This is a genomic window from Pseudocitrobacter sp. 2023LY-00077, from assembly GCF_055796175.1.
In genome coordinates this window covers 158,519-181,037 of record NZ_JBSPEI010000012.1, presented here as the reverse complement: position 1 = coordinate 181,037, position 22,519 = coordinate 158,519, and the positions used below count along the sequence as shown (strand labels likewise).

Here is a 22,519-nt window from a genome sequence, read left to right as displayed (position 1 = left end):
AGGCTGCTGAGGATAAAAGCCAGGGGATACCGAAACCGGGAGCGCTTTAAACTGGGGGTGATGTTCCACTACGGAAAGCTGAATATGGCGTTCTGAGCCTTCCCACCATGATCGGGGAAGACCCATTTATATACAGTATTATGAATTTCAGGAATGAATCAAGCCACTTTTCACGGAGAAAGAAAAACGCGTTGAAGTGTAGAGGAATTTAATTTGCCCGCTATTTGCTGCCCTCAGGCGGAGCAGCAGGCGGCGTGTACCAGTTCTCTTTGGCAACCATCACCGCCCCCTCAGGCTGCATCACAAAGTTTGGCGACATTATCTGTACGTTGAATTCGTTAAAGACATCCTGAATATTGCTAAACAGTTCGTTTCGGGCGGTGGCCAGCGACTGGCCCGGCTGCAACCGCACCTGAAGTTCATAGGCAATATACCAGTCCATCAGGCTCAACTGACGCACCAGTGGCGCAAGCGTCAGGTCAATCCCTTTTGCCCGTTTTGCCGCCAGTTCCAGCATCGCATGAACCTGACGCCAGGGCGTGTCGTAACCGATCGTCACACCCACTGTTAAATTGATACCGCCATCCGCACTCTGCGCACTAAGGTTAGTGATTTTTCCACTCACCACCACCGCGTTGGGAACGGTCACAACGTAGTTTTCACGGGTGATAATTTTTGTCGCCAGCATACCGATTTCACTGACCAGACCTTCATTATCCGCCACCCGTATGACATCGCCTTTGCGTAATGCGCGTGAATAAATCAGCACTAACCCGCTCATGGCGTGGTTCATCACGCCCGCCGAGCCCAGCGTGAGCATTAACCCAAAGAAAACGCTAATCCCCTTAAAGGCCAGCGAGTTCGCCCCTGGCAGGAAGGGATACGCCGCCGAAAGTGCAAATAACCACACCACGACCGATATCAGTTTGCGGGTCGCCCCGACGGTTTCTGGATGAATACCAGGGAGCTGCAACCGCCCTGCTTCAACCTGATTAAGCACCATTTTCAGCAACTTCAGAATGAATGCGGTAATCACGAAGATGATCAGAACGATCAATAGCCCCGGCAAGGCGGAGACTATCGACAGGGCAATCTCACGCACGACGCGTACGGACCAGTCACCCAATGATTCCCCCCAGACGCGCGTCCAGGGGAACAAACTGAATACCCAGCGCAGCCAGGCATACAACGCAACAATGCCTAACATCACCATCAACACCGCATAGAGCCGCGTTTCGATAGCGCCGGTAAAACGTCGCCAGCGCTGGGGGAGCCAGCTTCGATTCTCTATGATGCGCCGACGGTAATAGCGTCTGACTACGCGCCATGAGCGATAAGCGCCATACCAGAACACCACCAACCCCAGCAGTCCGCCAACCGTTTTCACTACCGACAGCGCCAGCCAGCCGCTGTCATACTGATCGCGCAGCGCCGTGCGTTGAGCTTCCATGCGCGCCAGCACCCGCTGTGCAGCCTGATCGAGCGTGAGATCGTCACCTTCGTCCAGATCGCCTTGCGTCAGAAGCATTACCGACTTGCCGTTCATCACGATAAGTCTCCCCTGCTGGTTATAGCGCACAACAGGGACGATCGTTAACGCCGACTGAACGTCGGCCTGGGTAAAGTTTCGCAGCGTATTATGGATGCGCAGCACCCGTTCTTCAGGCGTGGTGAGGCCAAATTTGGCCTGCAACATGACGATGGGTTGGTGGAAGATATAGACCGTCCGTGCGCGTTCCTGCTCCGTCGGCTCCTGACGAGGTTCCGCTGCATGAGAAAAAAGCACCAGAGAAGGGAAAAAACAAAGTATTACCGCGAGCAGTACCCTTTTCATATCTGCCACCGGGACGCGAGGATTATCGTTTTAATTCAAAAAGCCAGCGCACCGGCCGTTCGTCTTTTTTCAGCATAGACCAGCCGCTCACTCGTGCAATAGCCTCAGGAATAGAACATCTTGTTGAAATCGAAAATCGATAAAAAATACGATTAAAAAACAAACAATTAACAAAAAAATAAACGTTATTCGCCAACTTCCTTGTTATTCCAGCCACCTTGTCTAATGTAAACAGTGAGTTAAATTTTATTTAAGATTTTTCTAAAGATACATTTTCTGAACTTTCATCGACTGCTGCTGAGTCATTAAAAAAGTGAGGCTTGCAATGAGATTGAAACCGATAGCCAGAGAATTGGCCCTGGCTGGCTTATTATCCACGTTCATTATTCCGGCCTATGCCGATGTCAGCCAAAAGGAAGCGACCTCGTCCACGAAGAACGCTAACGACCAGCTCTACAACCAACTGCCCTTCTCCGATAACACCGATTTTACCGACGCCCACAAAGGCTTTATCGCCGCACTGCCACAAGACGTTATCAAAGGTGAACAAGGGAACGTTATCTGGAACCCACAACAGTACGCGTTCATCAAAGAAGGGGAAAAATCCCCGGATACCGTTAACCCAAGCCTGTGGCGTCAGTCTCAACTTATCAATATCAGCGGTCTGTTTGAGGTCACTGACGGCGTATATCAAATCCGCAACCTTGACCTCTCTAACATGACCATTATCGAGGGCAAAGAGGGTGTTACCGTCGTCGATCCGCTGGTTTCGGCTGAAACGGCGAAAGTCGGTATGGATCTCTATTTCAAAAACCGGGGACAAAAACCGGTCGTCGCGGTTATCTATACGCACAGCCATGTGGACCACTATGGCGGTGTACGCGGTGTGGTTGATGAGGCCGATGTGAAGTCCGGGAAAGTCAAAATTTATGCGCCCGCCGGTTTTATGGAGGCCGCCGTGGCCGAGAACATCATGGCGGGTAACGTCATGAGCCGACGTGCCAGCTATATGTACGGCAACCTGCTGAAACCCGATGCCAAAGGCCAGGTCGGCGCGGGGCTGGGCACCACGACCTCAGCGGGCACCGTCACCCTGATTGCCCCGACCAATATCATTGAAAAAGACGGGCAAAAAGAGGTCATCGACGGGTTAACCTACGACTTCATGCTGGCGCCTGGATCTGAAGCCCCTTCTGAAATGCTGTGGTATATCGAAGAGAAAAAACTCATCGAATCCGCGGAAGATGTGACCCACACGCTGCATAACACCTACTCCCTGCGCGGGGCGAAAATTCGTGAGCCGCTGCCGTGGTCAAAATATATCAACGAAGCGATCGTCCGCTGGGGCGATAAAGCCGAAATCCTGATGGCCCAGCACCACTGGCCGACCTGGGGCAATGATAACGTGGTTAAGTTGCTGAAAAGCCAGCGTGACCTGTATCGTTATATCAACGACCAGACCTTACGTATGGCTAACGAAGGCCTGACCCGTGATGAAATCGCCGCCAACTTTAAGCTGCCGGATTCACTGGCCCATACCTGGGCGAACCGCGGTTACTACGGTTCGGTGAGCCATGACGTTAAAGCCACTTACGTGCTCTATCTCGGCTGGTTTGACGGCAATCCGGCTACGCTTGACGAACTGCCGCCGGAAGAAGCCGCGAAGAAATTTGTGGAATATATGGGTGGCGCGGATGCCATTCTGCAAAAAGCCAAAACTGACTTTGACCAGGGGAATTACCGCTGGGTGGCACAGGTTGTCAGTAAAGTAGTCTTTGCCGATCCGAATAATCAGGACGCTAAAAACCTCGAAGCGGATGCGCTGGAGCAACTGGGGTATCAGGCCGAATCCGGCCCGTGGCGTAACTTCTATCTGACTGGCGCGCAAGAGCTGCGTAACGGCGTGGTGAAGGGACCGACGCCGAATACCGCCAGCCCGGATACCGTTCGCGCGATGACACCAGAAATGTTCTTTGATTATCTGGCGGTACACATCAACGGCGAGAAAGCCGGTAATGCAAAATCGGTATTTAATATCGACCTTGGCAATGACGGTGGCAAATATAAGCTGGAGCTCGAAAACGGTGTGCTGAACCACACCGCCAATGCCGAAGCGAAAGATGCTGACGCCACCCTGACCCTCGATCGTGCGACCCTGAATAAGATCATCCTGAAAGAAGAGACGCTTAAACAGGCTGAAGATAAAGGGGAAGTCAAACTCTCAGGTAACGGTGCCAAACTGGATGAAATGCTGGGCTATATGGATAAATTTGAGTTCTGGTTCAATATTGTGACACCATAACCGATAGCGCCCCGGTGACACGATCACCGGGGTGCTTTGTCATTTCAGACAGGAATTAACATTGGCGATAATTATTTTTCGGCAATATTAATGACCACCCGGCGATCCGCAGACAAACAGGTAATCAGTTGATTACCCGACTGCCCGTCACAGCGATTTCCGCTTACCGGTTCACTTTCACCTCGCCCTTCAGCAGTGATATTTTGTGCCGGGAATCCCTCGGCGATCAGTTCATCAGCAACGGCCTGGGCACGACGAGCTGATAATTGCTGGTTGTAATCTGCGCTGCCAATACGATCGCTATAACCAATCACTACCGTTGTTTTATTGTTGGTTGGCTGTAAGCCTGGAGCATGATAAAGCTGGTTGATTGCGGCTTTCCCTTGCGCAGAAAGCTGGGCTGAGTCGTAGCCAAACAGCACATCTGATTTGAGATTAAACTGCTGCGGTTCAGGCGCAGGCAACGGTGCGGCAACCGGCGTATTAACAACAGGCTCATCATCATGCTGACCAAAACGGTATGAAATGCCTGCCGTTACCGAACTGACATCGCTGCTCACGCCAATCTGATTAGCATTCCCGACATTACTGATCCATTGATATTCTAAGCGCCCTGCCCAATTTTTATTAAACGCATATTCCGTACCGACAGCCGCAAGCGGTCTGACTCCCGTTTCAAAGCGATTATGCCCACCGATATCAGACTCTGCACGATACCCCATCGCCCCTGCCCGGCCATAAATATCCCATTTACTGGTTAGCCCATAACTGGCTTTAAGCGACATTTGTAAGCCCTGACTTTTCATTTTCGCGCCAGACGCACCATGATTACCCTGAATTTGCATATTCCCCAGATAATCATATCCCCCTTCGACCGCTAACCACGGTGTAATCTGATAACCGGTAAAGACACCACCGCCCACGTTATCGCGATCAAAATCAAATTGATCGCTATTGTGCGCGTTATCAACTTGCCCCTGACTGGTATGAGAATCAAAATAGTGTGACCAACCAAATTTAGTACCACCGTACCAGGTGCCCGCATCCGCCGCTGCAAAAGCCGTTGAGGCCGTAAACGCATTGGCAATAATCAAAGTAATGAGAGTCTTTTTCATATATATCCCGTTATGAGCTTGCTTAAATTAACGCTGTATCTGTTTAAGTGCGCTCACAATAAATCCAAACACTCACTCTGATAATCTATTTGTTATTTATTTTTGGACAATGGCACGACAAGCCTGCTCATTAAGAGATGCAGGCTGTCAAAAATTTTCCGGGAGATTATTAATCGCCGTCAGATAACCACCTCTTTTAAATGAGATATATTCGCCTTTGCTCAATGCAGAAATAACGTTCAAAATGCTACTGCGCGATAAGAGCGTACGGTCCTGAATATACTCAAGGATAGAGGTGCGCATCCGCGTGGCATCGGGTAACAGAATCATCTCCAGTAAATGGCTGCGGATGACAGAGTATGTTCGCTGCTGCACCACTAGCGCGTCCCGATAAAAAAGATATGCCGTATGGTAGGAAAGTAATGCCGCGACGTCCGCCCACAGACCTTCTTTAGTAAAAATCTCGGTAGCCTTTGTTGCATCGACGCGCAACATTGTCGATTCGGTTTCAACCCGGAAAATATGTCCACGAACCGGTTGGATCATTTCTGCGATGCCAAAAAGATGCGGATCATAGACGGTAACAATCAGCAAACCATCTGACGCCCGCAATATAGAGAGCTCACCCTCCATAAAAATATAGAGTTGTTGCTTGCCTTTATGCGTCCATGTCATACGCTTGCGTGGCGGAATTCTTACGCTTTCAGCGACAGGAGCCAGGGCTGCCGTCAAGCGTTGTATGCTGGCCTCTGGTCGAACGGGAGACAATATATTCATTATGATTCCTGATAATAATAATGACTGGAGTATAGCTTACCGCTATCTCAGTGCAATGCACTAAAAATGGCATTATCACTTACGTTGCTGAAGGCAGGCAGAATTTATATTTAAACAAATTCGGTTCACCTTCAAATCCGTGTTCAACTTATACTGATGTAAATTTTTTTGTGATACCCGCCATTCCCCACACCCGTCACAACACACTGACGAAATTTTCAGGCAGCAAAATACGATGAAAAAAAACATTCTATTATTAACCTGCATAGCCGTTATCTGCCCTACGCACGCCGCAGGATTATATCTTTATGAGATAGCCACTGAAGACACTGGCTTAGCTTCCGCCGGGCAAGCGGCCCGTGCGCAGGATGCCTCAACGCTCGCCACTAACCCCGCAGGAATGACACGATTACCCGATCGTATGGTTACCGGCGGCTTACAGACGCTCTATGGCGATGCAAATTACAGAATGGACAACGATGCCGGGCTACAGGGAAAAAGCCCGGGCAATATTATCGGATGGTTTCCAGGAGCCAGTGCGTTTTATACGCAAAGAATAAATAACGATGTCACCGTCGGAATAGGTATGTACGGCAATTATGGTCTGGGCCTGGAAAGTGAACGATCGTCTCTCTGTTGGTCTGGCGCCGGACATTAATTACGGCTACCTTTCCCTCACGCGTCAGGTTAATGGCCGGGACGAAAAACAGACAGACCACGACTGGGCGATGAACTATCGGCTTGGCATGCTGTTCGACATCAATAAACAGACTCGTGTGGGGCTAACGTGGCAAAGCAAAACAGACTATCATTTTTCAGTTAATGCGACCGCTCGACTGCCACAGGCCGGTAATATCCCCAACTATACATTGCCCATTTCTGCACAGGTTAATGCTCCGCAGCAGGTTATGTTTAGTCTGGTACATGATGTTAATAAACAATGGTCCGTTATGGGTAATCTTGGCTGGCAGGACTGGAGTGCCTACGACACGAATCAAATAGCCGTAAATGGCAGCCCGATTGAGCATAATAATCGACTAAAGGATACCTGGCATACCGCATTAGGCGTGCAATACAGGCCGAACGAAAAATGGCGACTGAATACCGGTGTCGCGTGGGACAGCAGCTTTTATCGCACACAAGGCGATACGGCATTGACCATGCCCTCAGGGCAGGCCTGGCGATGGGGTTTCGGCGGGCAATATCAAATTACGCCAAACAGTAACATTGGTGTTGCAGTGGAGTACTTAAAAATGGAATCGGCAAAAGTCTCTACGCCCGCCATCAAAGGTGAATTTGCGCATCCAGCAATTTTATTTTTAAGTGCTAACTACAGCTATACCTTTTAAACGGTAGAACATTTAATTTTAAACAATCTAACGTTATACCGTATTTCTCGACAGTGATATCCTTATGGCTATTGAATATCTTAAGCCAATAAACTCACTCACATACTCAGGTGGTTACTGACTTTCAATGACACGAAGGCATAGTAATCATTATTATTTACTCAAATAAAACCACTCATTGAGGATATATGAAACTCAATAAAATTACAGGCTATATGGTTTTAACCAGCCTGCTATCAACATCACTATTTTCCTTTTCTGCCATGGCACAGGAAAATACTAAAGCGGCCACTGAACACACCAAAAGCGCAAATGAAGCACTTTACAATCAATTGCCCTTCTCTGATGCCACAGATTTTTCCAACGCGCATAAAGGCTTCATTGCTGCATTACCGTCAAATGTCATAACCGGTGACAAAGGAAATGTCGTATGGGATCCACAGCAATATAATTTCATCAAAGAGGGAGCCAAAGCGCCTGACACGGTCAACCCCAGCCTCTGGCGCCAGGCCCAGCTAATTAATATTGGTGGTCTGTTTAACGTCACCGATGGCGTGTATCAAATTCGTAATCTTGATCTCTCGAATATGACCATTATTGAGGGTAAAACCGGGATTACCGTTATCGACCCTCTCGTTTCGGCAGAAACAGCGAAAGTCGGGATGGATCTTTACTATAAAAATCGGGGCAAAAAACCGGTGGTTGCGGTGATATTTACCCATAGCCACGTTGACCATTACGGCGGTGTAAGAGGCGTCGTTAACGAAGCTGATGTTGCCAGCGGAAAGGTTAAAATCTATGCGCCAGCCGGGTTTATGAAAGAAGCCGTATCCGAAAACATTATGGCCGGGAATGCCATGAGCCGCAGGGCCAGCTATATGTACGGTAATCTTCTGAAGCCGGACGTTAAAGGTCAGGTTGGCGCAGGATTAGGCACCACGACATCAGCCGGTACAGTTACGCTGATTGAGCCAACAAACTATATTACCGAAACCGGACAACAGGAGAATATTGACGGCCTGACCTATGACTTTATGATGGCTCCCGGTTCTGAAGCGCCCTCTGAGATGTTGTGGTACGTAAAAGAGAAAAAAATGATTGAAGCTGCGGAGGATGTCACCCATACCCTGCATAATACCTACTCTTTACGCGGTGCCAAAATTCGCGATCCTCTGGCCTGGTCAAAATATATTAATGATGTTATCAACCGCTGGGGCGGTGATGCTGAGATTATCATCGCGCAGCATCACTGGCCAACATGGGGGAATAATAACGTCGTCAATCTGATGAAAAGCCAGCGCGATATGTACCGTTATATCAATGACCAGACATTACGCATGGCAAATAAAGGGCTAACGCGTGATGAAATTGCCGATAACTTTAAACTCCCTTCCGGGTTAGCCAGTTCATGGGCGAGCCGTGGCTATTACGGTTCCGTTAGCCACGATGTGAAAGCCACCTATGTATTTTATCTTGGCTGGTTTGATGGCAACCCGGCAACCCTTGATGAATTACCGCCTGAAGCCTCGGCGAAAAAGTTTGTTGAGTATATGGGCGGTGCCGATGCGATTATGCAGAAAGCGAAAGCCGATTATGCGCAGGGTAATTATCGCTGGGTTGCACAGGTCACCAGCAAAATAGTCTTTGCCAACCCAGATAATCAGGCGGCCCGTCATCTGGAAGCGGATGCACTGGAGCAACTGGGTTATCAGGCCGAATCAGGCCCGTGGCGTAACTTCTACCTCACCGGCGCGCAGGAGTTGCGTAATGGCGTAGTGAAAGGCCCAACGCCAAATACCGCCAGCCCGGATACGGTACGGGCAATGTCTCCGGAGATGTTCTTTGATTATCTCGCGGTACACATTAATGGTGAAAAAGCCGCCAATGCGAAAGCCATTTTCAATGTCGATTTAGGAAACGATGGCGGTAAATATAAACTGGAGCTTGAAAACGGGGTGTTAAATCATACAGCAAACGTACAGGCAGATAATGCGGATGCGACGATTGCACTGAATCGCACGACACTGAATAAAATTATTCTGCAAGAAGAGACGCTGAAGCAAGCCCAGACCAGGGGTGAAGTGAAAATTTCAGGAGACAGTGCAAAACTCGATCAGATGCTAAGTTATATGGATAAATTCGAGTTCTGGTTCAATATTGTGACGCCATAAAATCGAACGCCTTCTGCCATTGCCTGGCAGAAGGCGTTTTACGGCTATTTACTGCTGCGGCGGGAGACATAATCCCGTTGCGTTTCGCCGGTATAAATCTGGCGCGGACGGTAGATAGTCAGCGGGGACTGATGCATCTCGTTCCAGTGTGCCACCCAACCCAGCGTACGGCCCACCGCGGCCACCACCACAAACATGGAAGATGGCAGGCCCATCGCTTTCAGGATCACCGCAGTGTAGAAATCCACGCTCGGCGACAGTCCATTTTCAACAAACCAGGGATCGGTCAACGCCACTTCTTCGAGCGCCATCGCAACCTGTAGCAGACTGTCGGACATCCCCTGCTCCTTCAGCACACGATGACAGGTATCGCGCAGGATCGCCGCACGAGGATCAAGATTGCGGTAACGCGAGTTACCAAATCCCAAACGGCGAAACGCCTGCGGGTCCCGCTTCGCATTGCGAAGGAACGCCGGTACCTGATCGACCGTTTCAATCTCTTCCAGCATGCGCATGCTGGCTTCATTCGCACCACCGTGCATCGGGCCCCACAACGAGGCCAGCCCTGCCGCCACGCAGGCGAACAGATTCGCACCCGATGACCCCGCCGCGCGAACCGTCGTGGTCGATGCGCACTGGCCATGATCGGCGTGCAGTACCAGAATCTGGTTCATCGCCTGTTCAATCACCGGATTAAGCTGATATTTTTCCGCTGGAATCGCAAACAGCATGTGCAGGAAATTGCCCGCATAGGAGAGATCGTTACGCGGATATTGCGCGGGTTGTTCGATGGTAAATTTATAGCTCATTGCCGCAAGCGTCGGCATTTTAGACAGTAATCGCGTAGCCGCCAGCGCCCGGTGTTCGGGATTTTCCACATCCAGCACATCGTGATAGAACGCCGCCAGCGCCCCCACCATGGCGCACATCAGCGCCATCGGATGCGAGTCGCGACGAAAACCGCTGCACATCTTTGACATCTGCTCATGCACCAGCGTGTGCCGCGTAATGTTTTGTCGGAATGCCTGATAACGGGATTCGTCCGGTGCGTGGCCTTCCAGCAAAATGTAAGCCACTTCCAGAAAGTCGCACTGACTGGCCAGTTGCTCAATCGGATAACCACGGTGTAGCAGAATGCTTTTTTCCGTATCGATATAGGAAATCGCTGACTGACAGCCCGCTGTGTTAGAAAAACCGGGATCAAAGCCGCATAAGCCAGACTGATTCAGCGCCCGGATATCCATACCATCGTGCCCAAGCGTTGCTGACACGCGGTCCAGTATCACAGGCTCCTGCCCGTCCAAAGAAAGCGTTAGTGGTTTAGCACCCATCGGTAAGTGTCCCCTGTGCAATACAAAGCCATAACCTGAGGTAATATTTCAGGCAGAAAAACCAACATAACCAGAGCGATGGGGCGATTCTTTGATGTAAACGGCTAAAACAACGATAAAACGTGCGATGGATAAAAAACGGAGGTTGTTTATGGCTGCGCATTCAAAAATTCAAAGAAAAAGGGTGCATTGAAGATACCAGCCAGCACATGAGATTGACGGGGATAACCAGGGCAATTAAGCCCGAACGCTGCCGTTTCATAGCCTGCTTCTCCTTGACCCGAGGGTCTGTAAGAGGCTAATCTTTATGTGTCGCATGTAGATATCGCCTCAGATTAATGTTTAACGTCTTGCCGGACGTTGAATGTAGTCTGGGGCTTTTCTCTATCTGCCTTTTGATATTTGCCTGAGACAGATAGCCTCAAGCACCCGACGCAATATTACCTCTTCTTCTCTCTACTCCCGCAGTCTGAAAGCGGACCTGCCGTACTGTTCATTGGCGTTAATCCTGGCTTTCACCACTGAAGAAACGGTTGAAGAACCAACAATCAGGGAGATTCTGTGAAGATTACCGCTCGTTGCGATCCTGATATATAGACCTGTGTTATACATGCCGCGTTCAATTGAAGAATGTATCAGGAAGCGTTATGAAAAAATTTGCGATGATCTTTGCCATTATTCTGGCGACGGCAACCGTCAGCGGTTGCGCACCATGGTGGGGACCGGCTGGACACGGTGGTCCTGGCGGGCATGGTGGCCAACATTCAGGCGGACCAGGCAATGGTCATGGTGGCCCGGGCGGTCGTTAATCAATGTGATTGCCCAGCCCAATCGTTCTGGAGATTGCAAAATACACCGCCCGAAGGCGGTGTATGCCAGCTTTGTTAGTGATGCACTAATTCACCAGAGCTGTGTTTTGGCCCGAGTCGTCCCGCCTCTTTCAAGATTTCCTCAATAAGTTCCTCAAGGCACTCTTTGCCATGATGGTCGCATATTAGATGCACCTGCCGCGATATCTCTTCTGTCTGCATACCATCACACAAGGCTGATTTGAGCATCACCGCTGCCCAGCGTTTCGCTTCAGAGTGAGTTAACATACCCCCTCCCGATTCAGGATACCTTTATAAGCGTAGCCCTCAGGATGCAAATATCCAGCATGAGAATAATCACCAAGAGAAACAAAATATGTCACATTAATTCAGGTCTGTTCATCCCACATTCATTAACTATATTAATTGCTCACATTGATTATTCACAAAAACTCGATTAGCCTGTATCGGAAAAATCGCAACTGGATAATGAGTAATGAAGAAGAAAATGATAGCGCTATTTGTCATCAGCCTGGCCGGGTGCAGCGCAAATAGTGTCCAAAGCAATGCCGCGCACGTAAGAGTCACGAATAACGAACCGGGTCGCGAATGTAAGTTCCTTGGCGATATCACCGGAAGCCAGGGCAATTTCTTTACCGGCGGCTGGACATCAAACAGCAATCTTGAGACTGGCGCGCGTAATGATCTGAAAAATAAAGCGGCCAATATGGGCGGGAATGTGGTCGCGCTCATCACGCAAAGAGCGGGCCAAACCGGCGGCGCTTATGGCGGTACGGGTTCTTCCGAACAGACCAATGTCACGTTATCAGGCAATGTTTATCGCTGCCCCGAGTAAATATCAGGCCCATAACCGGGCCTTTCACTCATTCCAGATTTAAAAATTAAATAACAATAATACCCCTTCCGGCATCAGCAATTTTATCATTCTGACCACAAAGAAAATTCCCATAATAAATTCGACATAAAAAAGTTAATCTAGAGTTAATACTGAGGTTTTCATCAACGTGAAATGGAGGATTGATAATTGTCTATTCAACACGACGAAAAAGGCCAGGTTGTTATTGGAGAAGCTGCGCTCGCTCTTGCTCTTAGCGAAAAAGAGATAAACGTTAATTCGCTCATTACACAGCTATCGCGGATGGAAATGGGCTGCGTGACTAATGACAGGATACAATCAATTGCCAACGCCAGAGACTGGCTTAAGAGTTTCGAGCATCCTCAGGACGTTGTGGCATGTCTGCCCTACCTTAACAGCTAAGTGAACTGTCTTTATCTCGAACAGAAGTGATATTCCTGGACGGTGTCGAGTTTCCACCGGAAAACAGCGAAGAAGTGGCTGCATACAATACAGCCACTTAGCGAATTTTAATGCTTCACCATCACATGCCGCACGACCGTATAATCTTCCAGCCCGTACAGCGACATATCCTTGCCGTATCCCGACAGTTTCTGCCCTCCGTGCGGCATTTCACTTACCAGCATAAAGTGGGTATTGACCCATGTGCAGCCATATTGCAACCGCGCGCTGACGCGATGCGCGCGGCCGACATCCTGAGTCCACACGGAAGACGCCAGCCCATACTGTGAGTCGTTCGCCCACGCCAGCACCTGCGCTTCGTCATCAAATGCGGTCACACTCACCACCGGACCGAAGACTTCACGCTGTACAATGTCGTCCTGCTGCTGCGCGCCCGCCAGCAGCGTCGGCAGGAAGTAATATCCTTTACTCTCAGCCTTATGACCACCGGTGATCACCTTGACGTGCGGCAGCGCTTTCGCTTTGTCTACCGCCGCGCTAACACGTTCAAGATGGGCAATCGAACTCAGTGGCCCCAGTTCAGTACGCTCATCATTCGGATCGCCGATTTTCAGGCTGGCCACTGCCGCGCCGAGTTTTTCAACTAACCGCTCATAGACCCCTTTCTGCGCATAAATGCGACAGGCGGCGGTACAATCCTGCCCGGCATTGTAGAAACCGAAGGTGCGCACGCCCTCAACCACGGCATCAATATCCGCATCATCAAAGACGATCACCGGCGCTTTCCCGCCCAGCTCCATATGCGTACGTTTTACCGAGGATGCGGTATGCGCAATGATGTGCTCCCCGGTGGCGATTGAACCGGTCAGCGACACCATACGAACTTTAGGGTGTCCGGTCAGCGGGTCGCCGACGGTTTTGCCTCGCCCAAACAGCACGTTCAACACGCCCGCCGGGAAGATATCTTTCGCCAGTTCGGCCAGCGCCAACGCGGTCAGCGGCGTGATTTCAGACGGTTTGATCACCACGCAGTTGCCCGCCGCCAGCGCCGGGGCCAGCTTCCAGGCCGCCATCATCAGCGGATAGTTCCACGGGGCGATAGAGGCGACAACGCCTACCGGATCGCGCCGGATCATGGACGTGTGCCCTTCCAGATACTCTCCCGCCGCCAGGCCATTGAGACAACGCGCCGCACCGGCAAAGAAGCGGAAGACATCAACAATAGCCGGAAGCTCATCATTCAGCACGCAGTGTAATGGTTTACCGCAGTTTAATGACTCCAGTTTTGCCAGCGTTTGGGCATGCGCTTCGATGGTATCCGCCAGCTTTAGCAGGCATTCCGCGCGGTGCTTCGGCGTGGTTTGCCCCCACTCGACGAAGGCACGGTCGGCCGCCTCTACGGCAGCGTTCACCTGCTGAGGAGACGCCTCGGCTATCTCCAGCAATACCGCGCCCGTTGCCGGGTTGTACACGGGCTGCGTTTCGCCTTCACCCGCTACCAGCTCGCCATTAATTAATAAGTTATGTTGCATCGCTGTATCCTGTCTGATTGAGTTATTTACCACCGCTGGCCGCTGTATCATCATCACGAGTCAGCCACCATGCCCCTAAAATCGGTATTGCTGTAATCATCATCACCAGAAGCGCCACTACATTGGTGACCGGAACATCACGCGGCCTGCCAAGCTGATTTAACAACCACAGCGGCAACGTGCGCTCATGGCCTGCAGTAAAGGTCGTCACGATGATTTCATCAAACGACAGCGCGAAAGCCAGCATTCCACCCGCCAGCAGTGCGGATCCCAGATTCGGCAGAACGACATAGCGGAAGGTTTGCCAACCGCTGGCCCCGAGATCCATCGATGCCTCGACCAGGCTCCATGAGGTCCGGCGAAAACGCGCAATCACATTATTGAATACCACCACCACGCAAAACGTGGCGTGCCCTATCACTATCGTCAGCAGACCGGGTTCAAGCCCCACCGTTTTGAAGGCGCTGAGCAGCGCCAGGCCCGTCACGATACCCGGCAAAGCAATCGGTAACAGCAGCAGCAACGAAATCGCGTTTTTGCCAAAAAACTCACTACGCCAGAGCGCGGCGGCGGCCAGCGTACCCAGAACCAGCGCGATAGCCGTCGATAACGAGGCAATTTTAAGTGACAGTGTCACCGCCTCAAGAATATCGCTGCGCCCGGCGGCCTCACTAAACCAGCGTAGCGTCAGCCCTTGCGGCGGGAAGCTAAACGCGGCGTCCTCGGTGTTGAAGGCGTAGATAGCGATAATCAGCAGCGGGAAGTGAAGAAATATCACGCCGCCCCAGGCCGCGATACGAACGAACAACGGTGCGCGATTAGAGTGCATCGAAGGCTCCCAGGCGTTTCACAAACGCCAGATAAAGCGCAATCAGCACGATGGGGACCAGCGTAAACGCAGCGGCCATTGGCATATTGCCAATCGCCCCCTGCTGGGAATAGACCATGTTGCCGATAAAATAGCCCGGCGGCCCCACCAGTTGCGGCACGATAAAGTCGCCGAGCGTCAGTGAAAAGGTAAAGATGGAGCCTGCCGCCACGCCGGGGATCGCCAGCGGCAATACCACATAGCGAAACGTCTGGCGCGGGTGTGCGCCCAAATCGGCGGAAGCCTGCATCAACGACGGCGGAAGACGCTCCAGCGCCGCCTGAATCGGCAGGATCATAAAGGGCAGCCAGATATAGACGAACACCAGAAAACGCCCCAGCCCGGAGGTGGATAGCGTATTTCCGCCGACGCCAGGCACGGTCAAAATTGCGCTTAACACACTGCCGAGCCCCATATGGTTGAGAAACCACTGCGCCACGCCATCTTTCGCCAACAGTAGCGTCCAGGCGTACGCCTTAACGATATAGCTGGCCCACATCGGTAACATCACCGCGATGTAGAAAAACGCCTTCATCTTCCCCGAGGTGTAGCGCGCCATGTACCACGCCATCGGAAATGCCAGAATGGCGCTGGCAATCGTCACCGCGATGGCCATGGTGAGCGTACGCAAAATGATGTCATAGTTGGCCGGGTTAAACAGCGCCCGGAGATTCGCCAGCGTGAGATCCGGTGTTACTGACATGGTGAAATCGTCGAAGGTATAGAATCCCTGCCACAACAGCGTCAGCAACGAACCAAAGTAAACGACGCCGAACCACATCAACGGCCCCAGCAACAATAAAAAGAGCCCCAGCGCGGGCTTACGCCAGAACAAACCGGAAAGCCGCGCGGAACCGGCTGAAGGGCTGGATTTGCCGATACTCATCTCCATTTACCTCCCTCCATCCAGCGGCACCATCGCGTCGCGTGCCCACGATGCCAGCACCGTCTGTCCGGTTTGCGGCCCGCCGGGGGTAAGGCCCGTGGAGACGTTGGCTTCACTAACCAGCAGTTTTCCGCCACCTTCAAGCAGCAGTTCAAAACGCGTGGCGGCCCCCTGATACTGTACCGACTGCACCACACCGCGGGCCTGAATTTCTCCTGGCGTATTCAGGCGAATATGTTCCGGGCGCAGCGACCAGTCGCCGCTCATTGCGCAAAGTGTTGTCGCCAGGGCCGAATCAAAAACGTTCGAAGTGCCGACAAACCCGGCGACAAACGGCGTGCGTGGGCGCAAATAGAGTTCACGCGGCGTGTCCACCTGTTCAATACGACCGTTATTGAACACCGCGACCCGATCGGACATCGACAGCGCTTCGCCCTGATCGTGGGTGACAAAAATAAAGGTGATCCCAAGTTCCTGTTGCAGCTTTTTCAACTCAACCTGCATCTGTTCACGCAGTTTAAGATCCAGCGCGCCCAGCGGTTCGTCCAGCAGCAGAACGCGCGGCTGATTGACCAGCGCACGCGCGATTGCCACACGTTGACGCTGCCCGCCGGAAAGCTGTGACGGTTTACGCGTGTGCGCAAACCCGAGCGCGACCTGATCCAGCGCCTGCCGTGCACGCGCATGACGCTCTTTTTTCCCGACGCCTTTCACCATCAGCCCATAAGCCACATTGTCGAGAATCGACATATGCGGAAACAGCGCGTAATCCTGGAACACCGTGTTCACATCGCGCTCCCACGGCGGGAGCTCGCTGGCCTGACGGCCAAAAATGGAAATCGCGCCACCTGAAAGCTGTTCAAAACCGGCAATCAGCCGCAGGCAGGTGGTTTTACCGGAGCCCGAAGGCCCCAGCATCGAAAAGAACTCCCCGTCGCGGATGGCAATACTGACGCCATCCACCGCACGAACCTCACCATACAGACGGGAGACATCATGAAACTCTACTGCGTACGTCATGTTTCACTCCCGGGCGATCAGCGGCCACCCATAATGGCGATATAATCCTGCGTCCAGCGGCTGTAAGGCACATATTTCCCGCCTTCCGCCACCGGCGTTTTCCAGAATGCAATTTTGTCGAAGAAGTTATAGCCGTTGGTTTCACAGCCTTTGTCCCCCAGCAGCGGGCTGGCTTTACAGCCTTCTGCTACCACCGGCAGCGAGCCAAACCAGGCCGCCACGTCACCCTGAACTTTTGGCGTCAACGACCAGTTCATCCACTTGTACGCACAAACCGGATGTTTCGCCTCGGCATGCAGCATGGTGGTATCCGCCCAGCCGGTGACGCCTTCTTTCGGGAAGACAGTGGCAATCGGCTGGCCTTCGCCCTTCAGGCCGTTAGCCTGATACGGCCACGCGCTGGACGCCACCACGCCTTCGTTTTTAAAGTCGCTCATCTGGACGGTTGTATCGTGCCAGTAGCGGTGGATTAACCCATGCTGATCGCGCAGTACTTTCAGCACCGCTTGATACTGTTCTTCGGTCAGTTGATAAGGATCGTCAATACCCAGCGCCGGTTGCGTGGCTTTCACGAACAACGCGGCATCGGCGATATAAATCGGGCCATCGTAGGCCTGAACGCGGCCCTGGTTGGATTTGCCATCCGACAGATTCTGTTTCACAAAGACAACGTTCCAGGAATCCGGCGGCGTCGGGAATATTTTGGTGTTATACATCAGCAGGTTTGGCCCCCACTGATACGGCGTACCGTATACTTTGCCACCGACGTTAAACCAGGCGCCTTTTTCCAGACGCGGGTCGAGGGTTTTCCAGTTAGCGATCAGTTCAGGATTAATCGGCTGCACGCGTTTGCCCATAATCAGGCGCAGCGAGGCGTCGCCAGACGCGGTGACAAGGTCATAGCCACCCTTCGCCATCAGGCTCACCATTTCATCTGACGTCGCGGCGGTTTTAACGTTAATTTTGCAGCCGCTCTCTTTTTCAAACTGGCTCACCCAATCGTACTGTTTATCCGTTTCGCCCCGTTCGATGTAACCCGGCCAGGCGATAATATCCAAACGCCCTTCTCCTTTATCGAGTGATTTAGGCGGTTCGGCGGCGTGCGCCACAGCGATAGTCATCCCGAGCGCGCACAGGCTGCTGCAGGCAAATTTCTTGTTCATAAAGATTTACTCCTGTCACAATGAAATTGAGCGGCAGCCGTGCCGTAAAAATATCTCCCTCACTAAAAATAGATGGCGCAACTCAAGGCCTCGCGGGCGCGCGAAGAAATTTGTGCAGGTTGTGACAAAGTACGCATTCCGCGTATCTGAAAGGATGACCTGCTTAGAATATGGATTATAGACAAGGAGTTAGGGCGTGGTGCGGCTATGCGAATTTCCTATGACCGCAGCGGAATAAAATAACCCACGGCCATTGTTCAAACATAACGAAAATTAATTCAGAAGCTGGCGAATGAGTTTACCGAGTATTTCCACTGCGCGATCTTCCCGCTCTCCCCAGCCCCACGCGGTATTAAAACGGAAAAAAGACGCCCAGTTATCGGTGGTGGAAAACATTTTGCCCGGTGCAATGCTGATGTGATGTTCAAGCGCCATCGCGCTGAGCACGCCGGCATCAACTCCGGCGGGCAACTCCAGCCATAGGAAATAGCCACTGTCGTTATGATGAATTTTGACTTCCGGCGGCAGATGACGCAGCAATGCCTGCCACGCCAGCTGCTTACGCTCAGCCAGTTGGCGGCGCAGACGCCGCAAATGCGCGTCGTAACGTTTGGTGGCAAGATAATCCACCAGCGCCATCTGCATCGGCGAACTGGTTGAGAGCGTGCTCATCAACTGCAAATGCTGAATCCGCCGGGCGTGCTTGCCTGCGGCCACCCAGCCAATCCGGAAGCCCGGCACCAGACACTTGGAAAAAGAGCTACAGTGCAGCGTCATATCGTCGCGATCCCACGCCTTCGCAGGAAGGGGTTTATCGCGGCCAAAGTAGAGCTCACTGTACACATCATCTTCTATCAGCGTCACATTGTGCGCCGTCAGCAACGCCACAAGCTGCGCTTTCTTCTCCGGAGACAGCGTGAAACCCAGCGGATTCTGGCTATTGGTCATCAGCCAGCAGGCTTTCACCGGATAATTTTGCAGCGCCTGCGCCAGCGCGTCGAGATCGATACCTTCTTTCACATCCGTCGCCACTGAGAGCGCTTTCAGTTTCAATCGCTCCAGCGCCTGCAACGCACCGTAGAAACAGGGGTTTTCAACGATCACCCAATCACCCGGCTCGGTCACCGCCTGCAGGCTCAGATTCAGCGCTTCGAGCGCTCCGGCGGTGATCACTATCTCATCGGGAGAAACCGTTATGCCCTGCAACGCGTAACGCCGGGCGATAGCGTGACGCAGTTCATCATTGCCCGGCGGCAGGTTTTCAATCACGCTCATCGCCGTCGCGGTTTTGCTTACCTGCGCCAGCGAGCGGTTTAACTGCGGCAGTGGAAACAGCCGTGGGTCAGGAAACGCCGAGGCAAACGGCAACACTGACGCATCGCGACTGGCCTGTAGTACTTCAAAAATGTAGGTGTTGATATCAACGGCTTCATCACGCATCACCTGCGCGGGCGGGCGGCTGGGACGTTGCACCACCGCACGCGGCGCAACGTAATAGCCCGACTGCGGGCGGGCGATGATTCGCCCCTGGCTTTCCAGCAACTGATAAGCGTGGCTCACGGTCATAAAACTCATGCCACTGTTCACCACCTGCTCACGCAGCGACGGTAGCTTGTCGCCGGGTTGCCAGACGCCGTTCTCTATCTGATCCGTCATCTGTTGCGCAAGCCGCTGGTATTTTTTCATCGCTTTGTCCGATTTACGATTGAGTAACCTGCATCTTATAACAGTTTTACAAAAACTTCATTTTCGCGTAACTGTTATGAATAGTCCGAAAGTGCGTTTTTTCTGAAGTACGCATTAGACATAAACGCAATGAACAATAATCATGAGGGTATTCGACAACTACCCATCATGGGGAATGGTCAATTACCGCAGTAACAATAACACTGTGTTAAAGCGTACGGATTTGTAAAAAGTATTAAGAATCAGCAAAGAATGAAATCTTGACTGGAAAAGTTGCGCGGATGAGATATGAATTATAGAGGACGGTAATATGGCGTTAAGGAGCGTTATGCAGGATCACACCTATTTATGCCCAGGTTGCGAAGAACCCATATTTAAACCGGGCACGGTCATTTACACGCCAGAAGAGATAAGCAACTGTTGCTGCCAACAATGCGGCCGCGCGTACACGCCTGAAGATGTGATCAACCAGGCGCGTAAAGCCGCCGCAGACCTGCTGCGCAACGCCCTGCACTGCCACGGATGAACGTCAGTGCTGACGCTTAGCGCCAGTATGTATGTCTTTTCTTGATTGGCCCACGGAATAACGAGGGAGCGGTTTTCTTACTGCGAGTCAATAACATAAGCAGCACACACATAAAGCTAATAAAACCTAAAAAAACGCCCTGACCTGCGGCGATCATTAGGTGCATTAAAGATGTATATTCAACGATCATATCAGCCAGACTTCTTTATACTCTTACTGCCCACTGCGGGTGGTTAAAAAATCAGCAAAAGAAAATGTGTAATTATCAGAAAAGGGTTTTATTAGCCGACGAAGAAAATGGCACGTCGGTTAACCGGCGCAAATTATATGACAGGATGCAGTAAAAACGGAACTGCTAATTCTGGCAATCGCGCTATGCGTCACAGGAAAAAGATTGCAAAATGTTAAGTAAAAACCCAATCGTACATTTCCCGTGACGCCGCAATGCAGCAATTTTGTTAATTCATCACACCAAGGTAGCCGTGTATCGCCATATATAACCCAACAGCGCCAATCAGTGCGCTGGAGAAATAAGGCGCGCGGCGGGCCAGGGTATCAAAACCGCGCCAGCGTTTGGCGACCTGTCGAACGCTGACTGCCGCCCCAACCCCCACGGTGACCAGTGTCAACGCCAGCCCGATACTGAAACAAACCACCAGGGTTGCCCCCAGCGTCACCGCCTTAAGCTGAATACAAATAAGCAGTACGGTGATTGCGGCCGGGCATGGAATCAACCCACCCGTCAGACCGAACAGCAGAATTTGCCAGTTAGTCACCTCTTTACCGCTGAACCGACGCTTAATATCCGAGGCATGCGCCAGGGCATGAGCATCCTGATACTCCCGGGAGTTCACATCCAGCCCGGCAAACTCGGCATGTGAGTGGTGGTGGTCGTCGTGATGATGGTCGTGGTCGTGGTCGTGGTCGTGGTCGTGGTCGTGGTCGTGAGGATGGTTCCCCTCTTCTTGCATCTGCACTAACCAGTTTTTCTCACCGCGCCAGGTCCGCCAGAACATCCAGAAAGCAGTCGACAGAATAATGACAGCAGAAACCAGTTGCAGCCACGGTTCCGCCGATTCTGCGGTAAACTTATTGCTGATATACATCCCGCCAAAAGCAATCAACCAGACCACCATGGTATGGGAAAGCGTCGCCGCCAGCCCCAACATTGCAGCCTGTTTTACCGTGCCTTTAATGGCGATGATAAAAGCCGCCATCATCGTTTTCGAATGCCCCGGCTCCAGCCCGTGAAGCGCGCCAAGCAAAATGGCACTCGGAATGAAAAACCAGGCATTTCCTTGCTGAAGAAGTGTTGTGAATTCGTTCATGATAATAATTATTGGTTAGAGATGGACGTGCCGAATTCTACTCCCCCCCAGTACCGAATACTACCCCCCAGTAGAATGCTAATGCTATAATCGACATCGATTTTAAGTCAGAGAGATATCAGCATGTCGCATACTATTCGTGATAAACAGAAGCTTAAAGCCCGTGCCAGCAAGATTCAGGGGCAGGTGGTGGCGCTCAAAAAAATGCTCGATGAGCCTCATGAATGTGCCGCCGTGTTACAGCAAATCGCAGCGATCCGTGGTGCGGTGAATGGTTTAATGCGCGAAGTCATTAAGGGCCATCTGACGGAACATATTGTTCATCAGGGCGAAGAATTGAAGCGTGAAGAAGATCTTGAAGTGGTGCTGAAGGTACTGGATTCCTATATCAAGTAACCCGGAAATGTGGACCGCCATCGAGGCCTCGAACCCCGTCCCTTCCAATCGAAAATCGTCTGCTCTTCCAGTTGAGCTAATGGCGGATTGTACTGTCATGCTGGACAACGAGCGGCAGAGTAATCCCCTCTACTTCAATGAAAGTTA

19 protein-coding genes, 1 tRNA gene and 1 pseudogene are annotated in these 22,519 nt (G+C 51.7%); 8 read left to right on the top strand and 13 right to left on the bottom strand.

Going from position 1 to position 22,519, the window contains the following annotated elements:
- Positions 1-220: 220 nt before the first annotated feature.
- A complete protein-coding gene (locus tag ACWWFX_RS16845) occupies positions 221-1,834 on the bottom strand; it encodes a mechanosensitive ion channel family protein (protein WP_473224317.1) in 1,614 nt (537 codons plus the stop codon).
- Positions 1,835-2,159: 325 nt separating this feature from the next.
- Here ACWWFX_RS16845 and ACWWFX_RS16840 point away from each other — a divergent pair, with 325 nt between their 5' ends.
- Positions 2,160-4,136: an alkyl/aryl-sulfatase gene (locus ACWWFX_RS16840; RefSeq protein WP_473224316.1), complete on the top strand. Its 1,977-nt coding sequence runs from the start codon at positions 2,160-2,162 to the stop codon at positions 4,134-4,136.
- Positions 4,137-4,207: 71 nt separating this feature from the next.
- On the opposite strand, the gene ompA is transcribed toward ACWWFX_RS16840, so the two are convergent.
- Positions 4,208-5,251: a porin OmpA gene (ompA, locus tag ACWWFX_RS16835; protein WP_473224315.1), complete on the bottom strand. Its 1,044-nt coding sequence runs from the start codon at positions 5,249-5,251 to the stop codon at positions 4,208-4,210.
- A gap of 147 nt (positions 5,252-5,398) precedes the next feature.
- A complete protein-coding gene (locus ACWWFX_RS16830; protein WP_473224314.1) occupies positions 5,399-6,028 on the bottom strand; it encodes a winged helix-turn-helix transcriptional regulator in 630 nt (209 codons plus the stop codon).
- A gap of 235 nt (positions 6,029-6,263) precedes the next feature.
- Here ACWWFX_RS16830 and ACWWFX_RS16825 point away from each other — a divergent pair.
- Both ACWWFX_RS16825 and ACWWFX_RS16820 read left to right on the top strand, forming a co-directional pair.
- A pseudogene (locus ACWWFX_RS16825) lies at positions 6,264-7,314 on the top strand (OmpP1/FadL family transporter); the annotation flags it as partial.
- A 251-nt stretch (positions 7,315-7,565) separates the two neighbouring features.
- Entirely contained in the window at positions 7,566-9,548 is a 1,983-nt protein-coding gene (locus ACWWFX_RS16820; protein ID WP_473224313.1) for an alkyl/aryl-sulfatase, read from the top strand.
- A 44-nt stretch (positions 9,549-9,592) separates the two neighbouring features.
- Here ACWWFX_RS16820 and ACWWFX_RS16815 read toward each other — a convergent pair whose 3' ends face one another.
- A complete protein-coding gene (locus ACWWFX_RS16815) occupies positions 9,593-10,879 on the bottom strand; it encodes a citrate synthase (protein ID WP_276221346.1) in 1,287 nt (428 codons plus the stop codon).
- A gap of 647 nt (positions 10,880-11,526) precedes the next feature.
- Here ACWWFX_RS16815 and ACWWFX_RS16810 point away from each other — a divergent pair.
- Positions 11,527-11,688, top strand: coding sequence for a hypothetical protein (locus ACWWFX_RS16810; RefSeq protein WP_276221348.1), 162 nt, complete (start codon positions 11,527-11,529; stop codon positions 11,686-11,688).
- 75 nt (positions 11,689-11,763) lie between these two features.
- Here ACWWFX_RS16810 and ACWWFX_RS16805 read toward each other — a convergent pair whose 3' ends face one another.
- Entirely contained in the window at positions 11,764-11,976 is a 213-nt protein-coding gene (locus ACWWFX_RS16805; protein ID WP_473224312.1) for a hypothetical protein, read from the bottom strand.
- Positions 11,977-12,184: 208 nt separating this feature from the next.
- On the opposite strand from ACWWFX_RS16805, the gene ACWWFX_RS16800 reads away from it, so the two are divergent.
- Positions 12,185-12,544 (top strand): DUF4156 domain-containing protein, encoded by a 360-nt coding sequence (locus tag ACWWFX_RS16800; protein WP_276221351.1) that lies wholly within the window; start codon positions 12,185-12,187, stop codon positions 12,542-12,544.
- 189 nt (positions 12,545-12,733) lie between these two features.
- Entirely contained in the window at positions 12,734-12,967 is a 234-nt protein-coding gene (locus ACWWFX_RS16795; protein ID WP_473224311.1) for a hypothetical protein, read from the top strand.
- 107 nt (positions 12,968-13,074) lie between these two features.
- Here ACWWFX_RS16795 and patD read toward each other — a convergent pair whose 3' ends face one another.
- From patD to ACWWFX_RS16765, 6 genes are all read right to left on the bottom strand, one after another.
- Positions 13,075-14,499, bottom strand: coding sequence for an aminobutyraldehyde dehydrogenase (gene patD / locus ACWWFX_RS16790; protein WP_276221355.1), 1,425 nt, complete (start codon positions 14,497-14,499; stop codon positions 13,075-13,077).
- Positions 14,500-14,521: 22 nt separating this feature from the next.
- Positions 14,522-15,328 (bottom strand): ABC transporter permease, encoded by an 807-nt coding sequence (locus tag ACWWFX_RS16785; protein WP_473224310.1) that lies wholly within the window; start codon positions 15,326-15,328, stop codon positions 14,522-14,524.
- Positions 15,318-16,259 (bottom strand): ABC transporter permease, encoded by a 942-nt coding sequence (locus tag ACWWFX_RS16780; protein ID WP_473224309.1) that lies wholly within the window; start codon positions 16,257-16,259, stop codon positions 15,318-15,320. Before ACWWFX_RS16780 ends, ACWWFX_RS16785 begins: the two co-directional genes overlap by 11 nt.
- A complete protein-coding gene (locus ACWWFX_RS16775; protein WP_456145513.1) occupies positions 16,260-17,273 on the bottom strand; it encodes an ABC transporter ATP-binding protein in 1,014 nt (337 codons plus the stop codon).
- 17 nt (positions 17,274-17,290) lie between these two features.
- On the bottom strand, positions 17,291-18,436 hold the full coding sequence (gene ydcS, locus ACWWFX_RS16770; RefSeq protein ID WP_473224308.1) for a putative ABC transporter substrate-binding protein YdcS: 1,146 nt from the start codon (positions 18,434-18,436) through the stop codon (positions 17,291-17,293).
- Positions 18,437-18,709: 273 nt separating this feature from the next.
- Positions 18,710-20,122 (bottom strand): aminotransferase-like domain-containing protein, encoded by a 1,413-nt coding sequence (locus tag ACWWFX_RS16765; RefSeq protein ID WP_456145511.1) that lies wholly within the window; start codon positions 20,120-20,122, stop codon positions 18,710-18,712.
- Between the two features lie 328 nt (positions 20,123-20,450).
- On the opposite strand from ACWWFX_RS16765, the gene ACWWFX_RS16760 reads away from it, so the two are divergent.
- Positions 20,451-20,648 (top strand): ECs_2282 family putative zinc-binding protein, encoded by a 198-nt coding sequence (locus ACWWFX_RS16760; RefSeq protein WP_276221367.1) that lies wholly within the window; start codon positions 20,451-20,453, stop codon positions 20,646-20,648.
- A 458-nt stretch (positions 20,649-21,106) separates the two neighbouring features.
- Here ACWWFX_RS16760 and ACWWFX_RS16755 read toward each other — a convergent pair whose 3' ends face one another.
- Positions 21,107-21,976 carry a nickel/cobalt efflux protein RcnA gene (locus ACWWFX_RS16755; protein ID WP_473224307.1) on the bottom strand — a complete coding sequence of 290 codons (870 nt, stop codon included), beginning with the start codon at positions 21,974-21,976 and terminating at the stop codon, positions 21,107-21,109.
- 123 nt (positions 21,977-22,099) lie between these two features.
- Here ACWWFX_RS16755 and rcnR point away from each other — a divergent pair, with 123 nt between their 5' ends.
- Positions 22,100-22,372, top strand: a complete 273-nt coding sequence (rcnR, locus tag ACWWFX_RS16750) for a Ni(II)/Co(II)-binding transcriptional repressor RcnR (protein WP_231827328.1) — start codon at positions 22,100-22,102, stop codon at positions 22,370-22,372.
- Between the two features lie 10 nt (positions 22,373-22,382).
- Here the strand turns inward: rcnR and ACWWFX_RS16745 are convergent.
- A tRNA-Glu gene (locus tag ACWWFX_RS16745) sits at positions 22,383-22,458 on the bottom strand.
- Between the last annotated feature and the right edge of the window lie 61 nt (positions 22,459-22,519).